Origin of the sequence: Sorangium sp. So ce145, from assembly GCF_051525985.1 — a bacterium.
Taxonomy (GTDB): Bacteria; Myxococcota_A; Polyangia; order Polyangiales; family Polyangiaceae; genus Sorangium; species Sorangium cellulosum_B.
The window spans coordinates 10,683,795-10,699,066 of record NZ_CP150315.1 but is presented as its reverse complement, the minus strand read 5'-3'; the positions used below and the strand labels follow the sequence as shown (position 1 = coordinate 10,699,066).

The following is a 15,272-nucleotide window of genomic DNA, read 5'->3' as shown; positions in this document are numbered from 1 at the left end:
TCGAGGAGGGGCCCTCGGTCGCCCGGGGCCCCTCTTACAGGTGGGCGCCGCCGACGAGATCGTCGATCTCACCGGGCGCAAATCCCACCAGATCCGGCTCGGCCGAGAGCGCCACGCCGAACCGATCGAGCACGCCGCGCCGCACGCGCCGCGCCAGGCCGAGCAGCTCCTCCGCCGTGGCGCCGCCGCGGTTCACCAGCGCGAGCGTGTGGCGCGTCGAGATGCCCGCGGCGCCGTGGCGTGTCCCCTTCGCGAAGCCGGCGCGCTCGATCAGCCAGGCAGCGGACAGCTTCACCCGGCCGCCGTCCGCCGGATACCGCGGGATCGCCTCGCCGGGCGCGAGCACGCCCGCTGCCTCGATGCGTGCGAGGACGCCGGCGGCGGCGCCGGGAGCGAGCGTCGGGTTCATGAAGAACGACCCCGCGCTCCGGCCGTTCTCGTCCGCCGGATCGAGCACCATCGACTTGCCGCGGCGGAGCGCGATCACCGCGCTGCGCACCTCGCCGAGCGGCGGCGCGGCGCCCCCCGCGGACGCGGCGAGCGCCCGCTGGAGCTCGGGGTAGCGCACCGCCGCGGCGCCCCCCGGGCGCAGCGCGAACGTGACGGCCGTGATGACGTACCGCCCGCGCCACGCGCGCTTGAACCGGCTGTCGCGGTAGCCGAAGCCGCAGTCCGCACCGGAGAGGACCACGGCCGCCCCCGTCGCGCGATCGATCGCCCGGACCTCGACGATCGTCTCCGCGACCTCCTGGCCGTACGCGCCCACGTTCTGGATCGGCGTCGCGCCGACGTCGCCCGGGATGCCCGACAGGCACTCGACGCCCGCCCAGCCCTCGGCGACCGAGCGCGCCACGAGGTCGTCCCACGCCTCGCCCGCCCCCGCGCGCACGAGGGCGCGCCCGGCCTCCGCACCGCCGCCGATCTCCCCGCTGCTGGCCTCCCCGCCGCCCTCCTCCCCGCGCCCGCGCAGCAGCTCGATCCCGCGGACGCGCACGCGCAGCACCAGCGCGTCGACGCCCCGGTCGGCGACCAGCAGGTTCGAGCCGCCGCCCAGCACGAAGAGCGGCACGCCGCGGGCCTCGGCGAAGCGGAACGCCTCGACCACCGCGGCCTCATCGGCGGCCTCGGCGAAGTAGCGCGCCGGCCCGCCCACGCCGAGCGTCGTGAGCGGGGCCAGCGGGACCGACTCGCGGACGTCGAGGCTCACGGCTTCTTCTCCGGCGCCTGCGGCCGCTTCTCCGGCGCCTGCGGCCGCGCGCCGCCGACAGCGCCCGGCCCCTGCGCGCCGCCAGAGGGCCGCGCCGGCGCCGCCGGCCGCGCCACCCGGATGCCCGCCATGAAGCCGCTGTCGACCGCCTGCACCCGCTCGACGAACGCCTTGTACTCGTCGATCGACACCGTCCCCGTCGGCAAGCTCAGCGCGAAGTCCTCCTCGATCGCCGCGCCGTAGCTGCCCTTGCGCGACGCCGCGAGCCCCGCGTGCTCGACGCGCACGCCCTCGGGCGCGCGCGTGACCGCGTAGCCCTCGGGCAGCTCGATCCTGCGGCGCACGTGGTACTGGAGCGCGGTCTCGATCGCGAGCGCGCTCTTGCGGGCCCCCCGCGAGGCGTACGAGGCGCCGAGCGTGCTCGTGTACGCGCGCGGGAACACGAGGTGCACCGGCTCGAGCCCCGGCAGCGTCCACGCCGCGGCGTCCTTGCCCACCGGCTGCGCGAAGCCGTGGATCGTCACGGCGGCGCGGAGCGCGACCTCCCACGAGCCCTCCGTCGACGAGACGACAACGTCCTCGACGTCGGCCCACGGGAGCCAGCCGAGCACGACGCCCCGGAGCATCTCGCGCCGCGCCGTGCCCACCACGGTCTCGAACGCCTCCGAGAGCGCCTGCGCCGCCCGCCCGTGCAGCAGGATCGTGAACGTTCCCGTGGCGTTACCCTGCACGTCGACCGCCAGCCGGAGGTCGACCTCGTCGCCGGTCTCGCCGCTCGTCCCGGCCACGGTGACGAGCTCGCCGCCCGGCAGCATGGCGGCGCGGCCGCGCAGCTCGGGGCTGATGCGGCCGGGGGGCAGCGGCGGGCCCTCGACGTCGGCGTCGATCCACACGTCGCCGCCCGGAAGGCGGGCGATCACGAGCGGGTGGCGGAAGCGCCCCGCGTGCGGCGGGAAGTCCGCCGACGAGCTGAACGGCTCGGTCTCGGCGATGGCGAGATCGGCGCGCACGCCGAGCTCGCGCAGCGCGCGGTAGACGACCCACGAGCGGCTGCCCTGGCCGAGCTCGATCATCGCGCGCGCCGTCGTGCGCTGCGGGCCGCCGCCGAGGAGCGCCGCCATGTCCGAGAGCTCGGCGCCGCCGGCGACCTTGATCGCCTTGCCCGCGGCCGCGACGACGCGCTCGAGCAGCGCGGGCGACGGCGTGCGGTCGGCGCCCGCGGCCTCCCGCGCCCAGCGGGTCATGTACGGATCGCGGTCCTCGAGCGCGCGGATGTTCTCGTCGAGCGCCGCGGCCACGTGGTCCCAGGTCTGCGTCCCCAGGCTGACGCCGACGCCCATCTCCACGCGAGGCACGCCGTCCTCCATGCGCCGCGGCGGCTGGTCCTTGATGCGCCAGACGCTGACGGTGGAGGCGCCCTCGGCGCGCTGCTCCGCGGCGCCGAGCAGCGGGTGCGACCAGAGCGCGAGCCGGAGCGACGTCGGGCGGCTGACCTCGATCGTCGCCTCGCGGACGCTCGTGCGCTCGGGGAGCAGGTCCCACGTGTCGATGACGAGCTGGCCGCCGTCGCCCGGCAGCGCGTGGCCCTCGGTGACCTGCTCGATGTAGTCGCCCTGCTCGAGCTGGGAGAGGTCGCTCTGGTCCTGCGCGGCGTTCGACGCCGCGTCGGGCGCGAGGATGCGGCCGTCGCGCTTGTGGATGCGGCGGCGCAGGAGGCGCGGCATGGCGCGGCCCTCGATGAGCGGGCCGTAGGTGGCCGCGCCCTGGGCCACGTCCGTGGTGCCGGAGACGCGGCGGAGGTCGTACGTGACGTAGTGGACGAGCCCGTCGGGCGAGATCGTGAACCGCTCGACGTGGCGGAGCACCGCGGTCGCGGCGCCGGGGAGGAACGCCTTCTTCTGGTCCTCCAGCACGAGCTTGCGGCCCTCGGCTTCGAGCGCCGGCGCCGGGTCCGGCGCGAGGCCGAGGGCGCGGGTGATGGGGCCGATCCCGGCGGGGGTGTCGCGCGCCGTCGCGCGGTCGCGGGCGAGGCGGCCCCGCACGGCGCGGGCGTCGCCGCGGCCGGCGGCGAGGCCGAGCGCCTCGAGCATCGCCCGCTGCCCCGGCGGCATGGCATCGTAGACGGCGAGCGCGCCGCGCAGGTCGCCGCGGGCGACGCGCTCGCGGAGCTCGACCTCGCGCAGGGCGTCCGGCGCGCGGCGGAGCCGGCGCAGCCGCTTGATCTCGGCGAGGACCGCGTCGCGGTCGCTCGCGTCGAGGAGCGCGCCGAGGCACGCGGCGCTCGAGCGATCGAGCCCGCCCTCGCAGGCGGCCTTCACCGCGTCGACGCCGGCGCGGCCGTGGATGCGGTCGTCGACGACGGCGAGCAGCGTCGAGCCGGGCGCGGCCGCGGCGAGCTTCGCGTAGGCGGCCTCGGCGACGTCGGTGACGTTCGCGCGGCGGGCGACCACCGCGAGCTCCGCGAGGACCATGCGATCGGCGTCGGCGACGGCGGGCGCGCTCGGGCCGGCCGGCCCCGGTGGCGCGACCCGGACGCCGAGCTCGCGGAGGGCGTCCATGGTGCCCTCGCCCCGGCCGCCGCGGCGCTCGGCGAGCTCCGCCTTGTAGAGGCGCGCCTCCCACGACGCGGGCCACGCGGCGAGCACGCGATCGACGGCGGCGCGGGTGCGCTCGACGACCTCGGCCTCGGGGAGATCGCCCACGCGGCGGATGGCCCTCGCGTAGAGCAGGTCGAGGCGCGGCGAGCGCGGCGCGGCGGTGGCCGGAGGCGGCGCGGCGGCCGGCGAGCGCGCGTCGCTCTGGCGGAGGCCGCCGTCGCCGTCCGGGTCGAGGAGGTGCTCGGCCGCGCGCGCGTCGCCGAGCGCGAGCAGGGCCGCGGCCGCGACCTCGACGCTCGCCGCGCCCGGGCGCTGGTCCGCGGCGCCGCGCGACGCCGGGGCCGGCGCCAGGCTGACGGCGGCGGGCCGGGACGCGGACGCGGTCGCGGCGGCGCCGGGGCGCGGCGCGCGGGCGCGGAGCGGAAGGCCGTTCTCGCCCCACGCGGTGAGCTCGATGGCGTCGCCGTCGCCTTTCTGCGCCACGCGCACGACGACGCGCAGCGTCCCCGGCTGGGCCTCGACCGTGGCGAGGCGCGTGACCTGCGCGCCGCCGGCCGCGTAGTCGCGCTGGAGGGCGGGCACGCCGCCCACCTCGAGCACGGCGGCGGACGACGAGGCGAGCGCGAGGCTCACCCGCTGGGCGATCGGGTTGTGGAGGTCGACGACCACGGCGCGCGTCCCCTGGAGGGCGCTCACCGCGTCGATGTCGATGGCGCACGCGTCGGCGCGGACGACGACGGGCGAGGCGCTCTGCGCGAACGGCGCGAGCCCCGGGTAGGCCCTGGCGAGCGGCGCGCCCGGCGCGGAGCTCACGGGGGACGGCCGGGCGAGGCCGTGGAGGGGCGCCGCGTCGAGCGGGCCGACGAGGGCGGCCTCGCCCGCGCAGCCGCGGCGCGCGCTCCAGGTCGCCGCCGCGGCCTCGTCGCCGACGAACAGGGCGATGCGGTGGAGGGCGCTCGCGAGCGCGCCGCGCACGAACGGCATCTCCGGCGCGCCGCGGCCGTCGACGTCCGCGAACGCCCAGGCGCGCTGGAGCCGGCGGGCGACCTCGGGGAGCGCCTCGCGCGAGCGGAAGGCGATGGCCGCGGCGTCGGGATCGGGGCCGCCCGCGGTGCCGGCGCCGAAGACGAGCGCGTCGAGCGACGCGATCACGGTGGCGAGGGCGCCGCCTTCGCTCGGCGCCCCGACGGCGCGGTCGAGGGCGTCGAGGTACGGCGCGGCCGCGGCGGAGCTCGTGATCTCGGCCTCCAGCGCGGCGGAGAACGCGGCGGGGAGCGGCGCGTCGGCGGGGAGCGGCGATGCGGCGCCCCGAGGGGCGCACGCGGCGGGCGCGGCGGCGGCGAGCGCGAGGGGGAGCGCCAGGGCGGCGCGGCGAGCGACGAGGAGGGGGCGGCGAGCGACGGGGGGGCGCTCGGCGAGGCGAGGGCTCCCGGGGCGCTCGCCGCCGCTCCTGGGGCTGCGGGGGTGGGTGGTCACGATCGGCGTCTCCACGGCGCCGCGCGCGCGGTGCCTGTCCGCCGTTCCTTACGGGCCTGGGATTGCCGACGCAAAGGTGAACTTCCGCAGGCCACCGCGATCTACCCGACCTCCGAGGCCCGCCTCGCGTCCTGGACCTCAGCGCCCGCCGCTTCCCGGGAGCCTCGGCGCCGCGCCCCCGGGGGCGCGCGGCGGCGCGCCGGGCGGCGCCGCGCCGTCCGCTGCCACGCGCCGCATGCAGAGCTTCAGGCCCGCGCGGAGGTTTCCGACGGTCGCGATGCCCGACAGATCGAGCCCGAGCGAGACCATCGTCTGCGCCACGTTGGGCCGGATGCCCGTGATGACCCCCTCGGCGCCCAGGAGCCGGATGGCGCGGATGAGCTCGACGAGATAACTCGCTGTCTTCGTGTCGACGACCTCGACGCCGGTGAGGTCGAGGATCGCGAAGCGGGCCCGCTTGTCCACGATGGCGGCCAGGAGGTCGTCCATCACGTCGGCGGCCCTCCTGCTGTCGACGACGCCCACCATCGGGAGGGTCAGCACGCTGTCCCAGACCTCGATGATCGGCGTCGACAGATCGCGGATCACCTGTTGCTGGCGCTCGATGAGCTCGAGCCGCGCCCTCAGCTCGGTTTCCCTGAGCAACGCCTCCGTGGCGTCGAGCGTGAAGCTGACCGCGCCGTTGCGCTCCCCGCGCTCGTCGGTCAGCGGGATGAGCCACGTCTCCCAGGCCATCCCGAACGCCTCGACGCGGGTGCGGACGAACTCGCCCCGGACCGCCCTTCGCATTGGCTCCATGTCCATCGGCGCGGGAGGCTCGTCGAACACGTTCAGTCCGACGAACTGGCCCGGCCTGAGGCCGAGGGACTGGAGCGTCTTGCCCTCGTGGAAGGTGGTGACTCCATCCCGATCCATCCGGGTCACGGCCGTATCCACGGTGCCGAGGATGGCCCGGAGGATCATGTCGCCCTCCTTGAACTTCTCGACGGCCTTGACCTGCTCCGTGACGTCCTGCCCGAAGCAGAGCAGCCGGATCGGCTCGCCGCCGTCGTCGAGCACGGGCGCATACCGCCACTCGCACACGACGGCGCGCCCGTCCTTGCGGGCATGGGTGAAGCGGTGCGGGGCGCTCTCCTGCCCGAGCGAACGCCCGAAGGTCCTGGCGTCCGGCTCGCTCACGATCGTGTCCGCGAGGCGGCGGCCCACCGCTTCGTCAGCGGTATATCCAAAGATGCGTTCTGCCTCGGCGTTCCACTCGGCGACCACGAGCTCGTCGAGGTTCCCCGCGCACTCGATCACGGCGAAAGGCGCGCTCCGGACAGCCCTCATGTAGCTCGCGGCGAGGCCCGGGGAACCGGGAGCGTTCACGGTGCTCATCATCTTTCGTGCAAGGTAAACTGGGCCGGCTGTCTGTGTCGAGGACGACCGACCGGAGGAGGGCAAGGCGGACGAGGGGTAAGCCGAGCTTGTGAGATGAACTTCGTTGGGACGCCCTGCGGGGTCGAGCCCTTCGAGGCAACGCTCTGGAAGCGGGTCCACGGCCACGACCTCCGGCATCGGTTCGCCACGCACCTCCACGAGGCTGCTCAGGAGTCGCGGACGATCGAGGGGCTGCTCGGGCACCGGCACGTCGCTAGGCCGATCCTCTGCACGCACGTCCTGGATCACGACGGCTGGGTGTGAAGAGCCCTTTCCATCGGATGAGGTCGGGGACGAGGAGCCGCCCCACGTCCATCCATCCATCCATCCGTCCTCCTCGCGAACCCAGCCTGGCGTGCTCATCCGTGAACGGTTACATTCAACAGGACGAGGAGGCGCTGCGTCTACGATGAGACCGATCGACTACCGCACGGGTGATGCGACCGATCCCGTCGGAGAGGGGGCCGGGGATCGACGCCAAGCAGATGAAGCTCGTACGCACCGAAGACAGCCATGTGATGGCGATCGAGAAATGGTTCCCCGATCGACGAAGCTGCCAGAACTGGGGTGGTCCGCGGTTCAGGTTCCCGTTCACGGACGGCACCAATTGCGCCTGTGTGCCCAGTAAGGCGCCGCGAACGTGACGCACTCGGGGAGCACATGGTAGTCGACCTCACGAAACAAGAAATCCAAGCCTTGTGCGCTGTCGCGCTTGAGTCCTTCAAGGGCGTGCTCCCCCCAGAGCGCTTCCGTGATGCGCACGACTGGGTTCACCGGTACGGGGAGTGGGGGCTCGCCATGGAGTTCGTCATCGACTGGGTCGGCGACCTCGATCTCCCGGTCGACCAAGGGCAATTCGACGCCATCGAGCGCGCCATGAACGCAATGGGATGGGCCGAGAGCTCGAGGATGAAGTGGCTCCGTGGATATTTCGCGTCGTTCAAATCGCGGAATTCTCGTGAGGGTGAGTCCGCATGAAGCTTCACAAGCGCCATGCTCGTGCGTGGCGCCCTACAGGAGGAAAGCCAATTGCATGAGCTCCATTTCCGCCGTGCCCATTCCGAGGACGCGGCTCGCCTTCAGGACATCCGGCGCGCGGCCTTCGCGCCCGTGTTCGCGTCGTTCCGCTCGATTCTCGGCGACGATCTCTACGAGCTGGCGCAGCGGCGAGACGACGAAGCGCACGAGGGGCTGCTGACGTCGCTGATGGCGGCCGACTCGGGCTGGGAGCTGTACGTCGCGCGATCCGGCGACGAGGTCGTCGGCTTCGTGGCGCTTCGGCTCGCTCCGGAGACGCTTGTCGGCGAGATCGGCCTCAATGCCGTCGACCCCGCGCAGGCCGGCAAGGGGATCGGCACGGCGATGTACGAGTTCGCGGCGGCGCGCCTGAAGCAGGCGGGGATGAAGGTCGCCACCGTCGGCACCGGCGGCGATCCGAGCCACGCTCCGGCGCGACGCGCGTACCGGAAGGCGGGGTTCGACATCGAGATCCCCAGCGTGTGGATGTACCGCAAGCTCTGATCTCGCCAGCACGGGTGATCGCATGAAGACCTACAAGAAGGCTGATTTTCCGGTCGCGAACGTCCGGCGCTTCCTGGAGCCGGGTCCTGTGGTGCTGGTGAGTTCTGCGCACAAGGGCCGGCGGAACATCATGACGATGGGCTGGCACATGGTGATGATGCAGGAGCCGTCCCTCGTGGGGTGCTTCATCTGGGACCAGAACGATAGCCATGAGATGGTCCGGCGCAGCAAGGAGTGCGTGATCAACGTGCCCACCGTCGATCTCGTGCGCGCCGTCATCGGGATAGGGAACAGCCACGGATCCGAGGTCGACAAGTTCGAGCAGTTCGGGCTCACCGCCGTCGAGGCGACGAAGGTCGGCGCGCCCCTCATCGCCGAGTGTTATGCGAGCTTCGAGTGCAAGCTCGTCGACACGAGCGCCGTCAAGCGCTTCAGCCTGTTCGTCTTCGAGGTGGTGAAGGCGCACGTCGCGACATCGCCGCGCTATCCGACGACCGTCCACTACCGCGGCGACGGGGTGTTCATGGTGTCCGGTCGCAATGTCAGCTACCGGAGGCTCTTCAAACCGGAGAACCTGTAGCCGGGGCGCTCGATCCGCCGTCGTCATGGACGATCGCCCAGCCGAACTCGGGTGCGAGCGCGCCGGTCGTGGCTTCCTGCGTGACGCCGAAGAGCCCTGCGACGAAGCGCAACGGGTGCTCCGTGCGGTCGCGCACATCGACGAACCTGACGGGGGCGCTGGAGATCGAGCTCGGGATCTGCAGGAGGCTCGGTCCCTCGGGCTTGAAACTCCAGTCCGTGCGCTTCTCCGCGGCGCGCAGCGCCTGCTCCCACCGGCCGAAGTACGGGTTCGGCTCGATGCGCTCGCCGTTCCGATCGAACGTCTTGAGGTACGGAAAGAGGACGAGGATCCAGCCGGTCAGCTCGCTCGGCCCGGAGCCGCTCTGGTAGCGGAAGAACGAGCGCCAGAAGCCTGGGTCGACGTGCCCCTCGGCGGTGCGGACGACCTCGTCGAGCACCGGGAGGAGCGCGTCGGTCCAGGCCTCGAGGCCGAACTCGGACAGCATCGCGGCGCGCCGGCGAACGCTCTTCCAGTCGTCGGCGCTGCCCAGCAGCGTGATCGCAGGGATGCCGCAACCACAGAGCATCTCGTACTCGAAGTAGGGCTGGAACGCGTCCATGAGGACGACCTCCGAGGCGGCGCGCTCCACGGCGCCGGTCGTCGAGAAGTCGGCCACGATCAGGTCGCGCAGGCGGCCGACGTGCGCGGCGATCTGCTCCGAGAACGCGGTGAACGCCTCGGGCCATGGATTGGGCTGGCCCAGGAAGAAGTCGGGCCGAACGATGACGAGCTTCTCTTTCCCCTGATGACGGACGAACCTCCCGCGCAGCGCTTCGGCGTTCAGCGCGACATGGTGGGCGAACCCCTGCGCGAGGCAGAGCCACACGGCATCCGGCGACAGAACCAGCGGGTGGTGAAGGTAAAACGCGTCGTGCGCCGCCTGCGCGAGCGCGTGGGCGTCGGTCGCGGAGACCAGCGGCGCGTCGCTCGACGAGAACGCCTCGACGCGCACCACGGGAGGTCGCGGCCTGCCCCAGAGCATTCGCCGCTGCCCCGGCGCGGCTCGCTCACCCCCGCCGAGCAGGCTCGGGATGGCCTTGGCGCGATCGAGCACCTGCATGAGCTGCTGCGGCCGATCGACATCGGACACGGCGAAGGTGATTGACATCGATGCATCCTACCCTGCGCGTCGACGACACCGCCACGTCGAGACGCTCCCGCAGGATAGAGAGCTGAACCACCTCTTGCGATGTGCCGGCCAACCCGCCGACAGAACCGAGAAATCAACGTCCCCGTCGGGAATTCCCCCCAGGACGGCTCGGTAGAAGCCCTGTCCGCGCTCGCAAGAAAGTGGACCGCCCGGCGAAGGTTCTGCTAGGGGGGTCTATCATGATCATCGCGCTCACCGGACAGAAAGGTGGGATCGGCAAGAGCACCACGGCCGTGAGCCTCGCCGTGGCCGCGCTGGCGAGCGGCCGGCGTGTGCTGCTCGTCGACGCCGATCCCCAGGGGACCGTCCGCACGTGGGGCGACGTGGCCGCCGAGGCGGGGCACGATACGCCGACCGTCATGGCCATGGGCGCCTCGATGCACAAGCCGGGACAGCTGCCGGAAGTCGCCGCCGCGTACGACCTCACCATCATCGACTGTCCGCCACGCCACGGCGAGATCGCGCGATCGGCGCTGATGGTCGCCGACATCGCCGTCTACCCCTGCGGCCCCACGGCCGCGGACGCCTGGGCCCTCACCGCCGCGCTCGAGGTGTTCCGCGAGGCCGCCGCGCTGCGGAGCGCGCTCAAGGGCTGCATCCTCATCACGCGCAAGCAAGGCCGCACGGCGCTCGGCAAATCGGCGCGCGCGGTGCTCGAGACGTCGGGCCTGCCGGTGCTCTCCACGGAGCTCGGCTATCGCATCGCCTACCAGGAGTCCCTCGCCTGCGGGCAAGGGGTGACGGGCTACGCGCCGCGGGACGCCGCGGCCAGAGAGATCACCCACCTTCTCGAAGAACTGGAGAAGCTTCATCATGGCCAAAAAGCAAGTCGCGGTCTCGCTACGAAAGCCGCCGTCGCCTGAAAAGGCCGACGCGTTCGTCGCGGGGGGCGAAGGCGGCAAAGCGGCGGTCGACGTCGTGAGGTCGAGGCCCGCCGATCAGCGCGCGCACGACGGCGAGAAGCCCGTCGAGGCGCGGCAGGAGCGAGAGCGAGCGCAGGAGGCGCCGCAGGAGCGAGCGCCGGAGGCGCGGCCAGGCGCCGAGCCGCTCGCGGCGACGGCGCCGCAGGCAGCCAGCGCCGCCGCCGCGCCCCAGGCGCTCGCCACCACCTCGGAGCCGCACGCCGGCCCGCCGGTGCTCCTCGGCAACGACGGCCGCTCCCGGCGCGCGGTCACCGTCTACCTGCCCGATCCGCTCGCGGATCGGCTGCTGCTCCATTGCATCGAAAACGACCGCGACATGAGCAACCTGGTCGGCGAGGCGGTCGAGGTCCACCTCGACAAGCGCCTCGGGCCGGCGTCCGTCTCCGCGGCTCCGGCTGAGTCCGCCGTCCCCCGCGAGGCGCCGCCCCCGAGCGCGAGCTACCGCACCGAGCCGTTCCGTCCGGCGGACACCAGCCCGAAAGGGCGGGTCGGTCGCGTGGTCCAGGTCGGACGGGTGCTGATGACGCTCTGGCGCCAGCGGCCGCGGGCGAGCTGACCGACCGGCGCGCATCGACTCCGCCCCTATCGCACCTGACTGGCGCGGTCGCCTCGCCGGGAGTTGACGTTCACGTCCATCTCGCCAATGAGAACCTAGGAGACAATGGACGTCGAAGAAAAACTCTTGAACATCCTCCTCGTCGAAGACGACGAGGTCGACGTGATGAACGTCCGCCGGGCGTTCAAGCGGAACAACATCTCGAATCCCCTCTGGGTCGCCGGGAACGGCGTCGAGGCCCTCGAGATGCTGCGCAGCGGCGTCGTCCCGGCCGAGCGGCGCCTCATCCTGCTCGACCTGAACATGCCCAAGATGAACGGGATCGAGTTCCTGCGCGAGCTGCGGGCCGATCCTGAGCTCGGGGCCACGTCGGTCGTCGTGTTGACCACATCGAACGACGATCGCGACAAGGTGGGAGCCTACAACCTCAACGTGGCTGGCTATCTCCTCAAGCCGGTCACGTTCCTCAGCTTCGTCGAGCTCATGGCGGCGCTCAACAAATACTGGAGACTTGTGGAGCTACCGTAGCGAAACACATCGGCTTTCCGGTCCTTGTCGTGGTGAGGGGCGCCCCGCGCGGCGCGCGCACTCACGCTCTCCGAGAGACAGCGCGTGTCGCGCCTTCAGGCGCGGTGTCGCGGGGGCGGCCGGGCGACGTCCGGCTACTTGCTGCGCTTGACGACGCCGAGCGCCTTCTGCGCCGCCTTGACGGCCGCCTGCGCCTCCTTGCCGGGGGCGCTCGAGAGCGCCGAGATGAGCGCCGTCGCGACCTCGCGCCGGCTGTGCGCGTGCACGTCCGCGAGCTTGAGGTAGAGCGGCGCCTTGTCGGCGAGATCGGCGTCGCCGCGCCGCGCCTCGATCCGCTCGACGAGGCAGGCCGCCACCGCTGTGTCGTCCATCTTCTTCAGCGCGTCGAGGGCCGCCGCGCGCTTCGCGAGCTCCGGCCGCGCCTCGATGAGGTCCACGAGCGGCGTGAGCGCCACGGGGCCGAACGCGCGGATCGCGTCCGCCACGATGCCGGGCTTGTATCCGTCGGCGTAGGCCGAGAGCAGCTCGCTCAGCCCGCGGACATCGCCGAGGAAGCCGAGCGCGTACGCGGCGATCTTCGCCTCCCGCTCGTCCACGCCCCGGCTCGCCAGCATCCGCACGAAGGTCTCGACCATCTCGACGTCGCCGAGCTGCGCGAGCGCGTAGGCGGCCTCCTCGCGCACCTCGCGGGAGGCGTCGGCGTAGAACGCGCGGCGGAAGGCCGGCAGCGCGGCGAGATCGCCGAGCTCGGAGAGCGCCTTCAGCGCCTCGAGCCGCTCCTCCTTGGTCGGCGCGGCGCCCAGCGCCTTCGCGAGCTCGTGCACGCGCCCGAGCCGCGCGGCGCGCCGCGCGCGCACCGCGTCGTTCCCCGGCCCGCCCGACGGCGCAGCGTCGATCACGTCCAGCGCGTCGCGGGCGAGCGCCCGCAGGCCGGCGTCCTTCGCGTGCTCCGCGACCTTGCCGAGCATCGCCGTGGCCTCGGCGCGGGCCGGGCCGCCGTGCAGCACGACCGCCTGCAGCACCCGCACCGCCGTCAGCTTCGCCACGCGGCCCGCCTTCACCGTGAGCGCCTTCTCCGCGGCGGCGATCGCCTCGGCCCCGAGCGGCGCGAACGTCCTCGCGATGGTCGGCGTCGCGGTGCCGTCCGCCCAGATCGGGAAGATGCTCGCCACGAGCTCGCTCGCCGGCAGCGACGCGTAGTAGCGCGCGTGGTGGACCGCGGCGACGTAGCGGTTCATCGCGCCCGCCGCGCGCCGCCGCGCCACCTCGTCCGGGGAGAGCGTCTCGTCGGGCCGCGCCACCGCGACGCTCTCGTAGGTCGGCACGCGCTCGGTCGAGGCGCGGTCGATCTGCGTCGCGCCGGCCAGGCGGACGAGCGCCATCTCGAGCACCTGGTAGAGCTTGATGAAGTCGTCGAGCCGATCGGCCGGCTCGGGCCGCTGCGGCAGCGCCTGGAGCAGCGCGGCCTGCTTCTCGAGGCGGAGGTCGCGCAGCCGCGCGGCCAGCGGGTCCGTCGCGCGCGCGCTGAGCCCGGTCAGGCCCGTGACGAGCGCCTCGGCGAGCTCCTCGCGGACCTCGCCGAGCGCGATGGCCGCGGGCGAGGCGCCCGCCTCGCGGGCGGCGGCGTTCCACGCGGAGCCCTCGAGCGGCCCGCCCCGCGCCGCGCTCCCCTGCGCGGCGCCCTGATCGAGGACAGCGCGCAGCTCCAGGCCGAGCGGCCCCTCGACGACGGCGGCGAGCGGCCACAGCGTGGGCAGCGCGGCGTCGATGCCGATGTCCCCGAGCAGCGCGCGGAGCCGCGCGTCGCGGAGCGCGCCGGCGAGCCGCTCCTCGAGCGCCGGGTCGTCGGGCAGGTGGAGCGCCTCCCCCTTGTCGTCGACCGCCGCGAGCCGCGCGCCGCGCGCGAAGAGCGTGTCGGTGAGCACCGCCACGGGCACGAGGTCGGGCGCGAAGACGTCCTTGCGGTGCTCCTGGAGCGCCGCGAGCGCCGCGCCGACGTCGGGCAGCGCCCGCGCGAGCACGGCCTCGAGGGCGCCGGCGTCGAGCGGGCGCTTGTCGCCGAGATCGCTGAAGTCGACGCGGAGCGGCGGGTAGCCCGGGTAGGTCGTCGCCCGCGCCCCGGCGAGCACCTCGCCGGCGAAGCTCCGCTTCGGCTCGGTCCGCTTCGCCAGGAACACGGGGAGGATCTGCTTCTCGCTGACGTGGCGGCCCGACTCGAGGTCGATGAAGCGGCTCTCCCGGATGACGAAATCGTCGCTCGTCGTCCGCGTCGAGAAGGCGTACTCGACGAGCGTGAGGTCCCCGGCGGGCTTCCTGTCGGACGCCTTCCACGTCTTGCCGACGAGCTCCTCGACATGGCGGTCGTCGAGCGGCTCGCCCGCGAGGTGCTTCTCGAGCTTGCGGGCGGTGAGCAGGAGATCGGCCATCACGTTCGCGTAGGCGACCGCCGGCAGCGCGCCGCGGGGGGCGCCCCGGGCCTGCCGGCCCCCCGCGGCCTGCCCGCGGAGCAGCGCGGCGAGGTCGAGCGTGCGCGCCGAGAGGCGCCGGAGGCGGTTCTCCCGGAGCGCCTCGGCGAGCTTCTCCATCTGCTCGATGCGGTCGCCCCCGATCGTCGCGACGCCGGACACGCCGAGCTCGCGCACGAGCGTGCCGACCTGCTCGACCCCGGACTTCATCATGGCCTGCGCGTTCGCGCTGCCCTTCTTCACGCTCTTGCGCGCGGTGTCCCCGCCCGGCGCGCCGGGCGGCGGCGCCTCGCTCACGGCGAACGACTCGGGCGCGCGCGCCCACGCGACGAGCAGCGCCGCCGCGTGCTTGCAGAACGCGGTGTTGAAGGTCCGCGCCGGGCAGGAGCAGCGCCCCTTGAACGCGGGCGCCGGCGCGTCGCTGTAGACGAGCGACACCTTGTAAGGCGAGGCCCCGGAGCCCTTGGCGTCGCAGAACAGCTTGTTCTCGTAGCGCGCGAGGTTCAGGAGCTGCCCGCCGTCGTAGAGCAGCGTGCCCTTCTTGAGCTCTCCCGCGTCCTGGATGAACGCCCGGAGCTCGCCGGCCCCGATGCGCTTCACGTCGCCCGGGGCCGCGCTCACGGCGCCTCCGCGGGCGAGCGCGCCGGGCGCGGCGCCGTGGGGATCTCGTCGTTCGGGAGCAGCGGATGGGCGGCCGGCATCGGGCTGGGAGCCTATCACGGGCGGCGGCGCGGGAGCTCCTCGCCACCTCCGCCCGCCTCCGCCCGATCAGGCCATCGGATCATGAGATCAGGCCCTCGGGCCCTCG

The 15,272-nt window shown here is 73.4% G+C and carries 12 protein-coding genes; 7 read left to right on the top strand and 5 right to left on the bottom strand.

All coding sequences use genetic code 11. From position 1 onward, the window contains the following. Window positions 1-34: 34 nt before the first annotated feature. The 3 genes from WMF34_RS39730 to WMF34_RS39720 form a co-directional block, all read right to left on the bottom strand. Complete coding sequence (locus tag WMF34_RS39730) at window positions 35-1,207, bottom strand: UDP-N-acetylmuramate dehydrogenase (RefSeq protein ID WP_437991055.1); 1,173 nt, start codon at window positions 1,205-1,207, stop codon at window positions 35-37. Beyond that, entirely contained in the window at window positions 1,204-5,280 is a 4,077-nt protein-coding gene (locus WMF34_RS39725) for a hypothetical protein (protein WP_437991054.1), read from the bottom strand. Before WMF34_RS39725 ends, WMF34_RS39730 begins: the two co-directional genes overlap by 4 nt. A gap of 138 nt (window positions 5,281-5,418) precedes the next feature. Further along, the gene (locus WMF34_RS39720; protein ID WP_437994698.1) at window positions 5,419-6,657 is read right to left on the bottom strand and encodes a PAS domain-containing protein; all 1,239 of its coding nucleotides are present in this window, start codon (window positions 6,655-6,657) and stop codon (window positions 5,419-5,421) included. 96 nt (window positions 6,658-6,753) lie between these two features. Here WMF34_RS39720 and WMF34_RS39715 point away from each other — a divergent pair, with 96 nt between their 5' ends. From WMF34_RS39715 to WMF34_RS39700, 4 genes are all read left to right on the top strand, one after another. Further along, window positions 6,754-6,963: a tyrosine-type recombinase/integrase gene (locus WMF34_RS39715; protein ID WP_437991053.1), complete on the top strand. Its 210-nt coding sequence runs from the start codon at window positions 6,754-6,756 to the stop codon at window positions 6,961-6,963. 396 nt (window positions 6,964-7,359) lie between these two features. Further along, window positions 7,360-7,677: a MafI family immunity protein gene (locus WMF34_RS39710; protein WP_437991052.1), complete on the top strand. Its 318-nt coding sequence runs from the start codon at window positions 7,360-7,362 to the stop codon at window positions 7,675-7,677. Between the two features lie 15 nt (window positions 7,678-7,692). Beyond that, on the top strand, window positions 7,693-8,220 hold the full coding sequence (locus tag WMF34_RS39705; RefSeq protein WP_437991051.1) for an N-acetyltransferase family protein: 528 nt from the start codon (window positions 7,693-7,695) through the stop codon (window positions 8,218-8,220). Between the two features lie 22 nt (window positions 8,221-8,242). Further along, window positions 8,243-8,800, top strand: a complete 558-nt coding sequence (locus WMF34_RS39700; protein WP_437991050.1) for a flavin reductase family protein — start codon at window positions 8,243-8,245, stop codon at window positions 8,798-8,800. Here the strand turns inward: WMF34_RS39700 and WMF34_RS39695 are convergent. Then, the gene (locus tag WMF34_RS39695) at window positions 8,781-9,950 is read right to left on the bottom strand and encodes a DUF4419 domain-containing protein (RefSeq protein WP_437991049.1); all 1,170 of its coding nucleotides are present in this window, start codon (window positions 9,948-9,950) and stop codon (window positions 8,781-8,783) included. The two genes, WMF34_RS39700 and WMF34_RS39695, sit on opposite strands and share 20 nt — an antisense overlap. 182 nt (window positions 9,951-10,132) lie before the next feature. Between WMF34_RS39695 and parA the strand changes: the two genes are divergently transcribed. From parA to WMF34_RS39680, 3 genes are all read left to right on the top strand, one after another. Then, window positions 10,133-10,855: a ParA family partition ATPase gene (gene parA / locus WMF34_RS39690; protein ID WP_437991048.1), complete on the top strand. Its 723-nt coding sequence runs from the start codon at window positions 10,133-10,135 to the stop codon at window positions 10,853-10,855. Then, entirely contained in the window at window positions 10,806-11,471 is a 666-nt protein-coding gene (locus WMF34_RS39685; RefSeq protein WP_437991047.1) for a hypothetical protein, read from the top strand. Before parA ends, WMF34_RS39685 begins: the two co-directional genes overlap by 50 nt. A gap of 105 nt (window positions 11,472-11,576) precedes the next feature. After that, on the top strand, window positions 11,577-11,999 hold the full coding sequence (locus WMF34_RS39680) for a response regulator (RefSeq protein WP_437991046.1): 423 nt from the start codon (window positions 11,577-11,579) through the stop codon (window positions 11,997-11,999). Between the two features lie 134 nt (window positions 12,000-12,133). On the opposite strand, the gene WMF34_RS39675 is transcribed toward WMF34_RS39680, so the two are convergent. Then, on the bottom strand, window positions 12,134-15,085 hold the full coding sequence (locus WMF34_RS39675; RefSeq protein ID WP_437991045.1) for a HEAT repeat domain-containing protein: 2,952 nt from the start codon (window positions 15,083-15,085) through the stop codon (window positions 12,134-12,136). Window positions 15,086-15,272: the final 187 nt, after the last annotated feature.

What these genes read in the sequence shown, in the direction of transcription:
- WMF34_RS39695 (WP_437991049.1), bottom strand. Translation starts at nt 9,950, where the DNA reads ATGTCAATCACCTTCGCCGTGTCCGATGTCGATCGGCCGCAGCAGCTC.
- WMF34_RS39705 (WP_437991051.1), top strand. Translation starts at nt 7,693, where the DNA reads ATGCTCGTGCGTGGCGCCCTACAGGAGGAAAGCCAATTGCATGAGCTC.
- WMF34_RS39720 (WP_437994698.1), bottom strand. Translation starts at nt 6,657, where the DNA reads ATGAGCACCGTGAACGCTCCCGGTTCCCCGGGCCTCGCCGCGAGCTAC.
- WMF34_RS39685 (WP_437991047.1), top strand. Translation starts at nt 10,806, where the DNA reads ATGGCCAAAAAGCAAGTCGCGGTCTCGCTACGAAAGCCGCCGTCGCCT.
- WMF34_RS39710 (WP_437991052.1), top strand. Translation starts at nt 7,360, where the DNA reads ATGGTAGTCGACCTCACGAAACAAGAAATCCAAGCCTTGTGCGCTGTC.
- WMF34_RS39680 (WP_437991046.1), top strand. Translation starts at nt 11,577, where the DNA reads ATGGACGTCGAAGAAAAACTCTTGAACATCCTCCTCGTCGAAGACGAC.
- WMF34_RS39715 (WP_437991053.1), top strand. Translation starts at nt 6,754, where the DNA reads ATGAACTTCGTTGGGACGCCCTGCGGGGTCGAGCCCTTCGAGGCAACG.
- WMF34_RS39700 (WP_437991050.1), top strand. Translation starts at nt 8,243, where the DNA reads ATGAAGACCTACAAGAAGGCTGATTTTCCGGTCGCGAACGTCCGGCGC.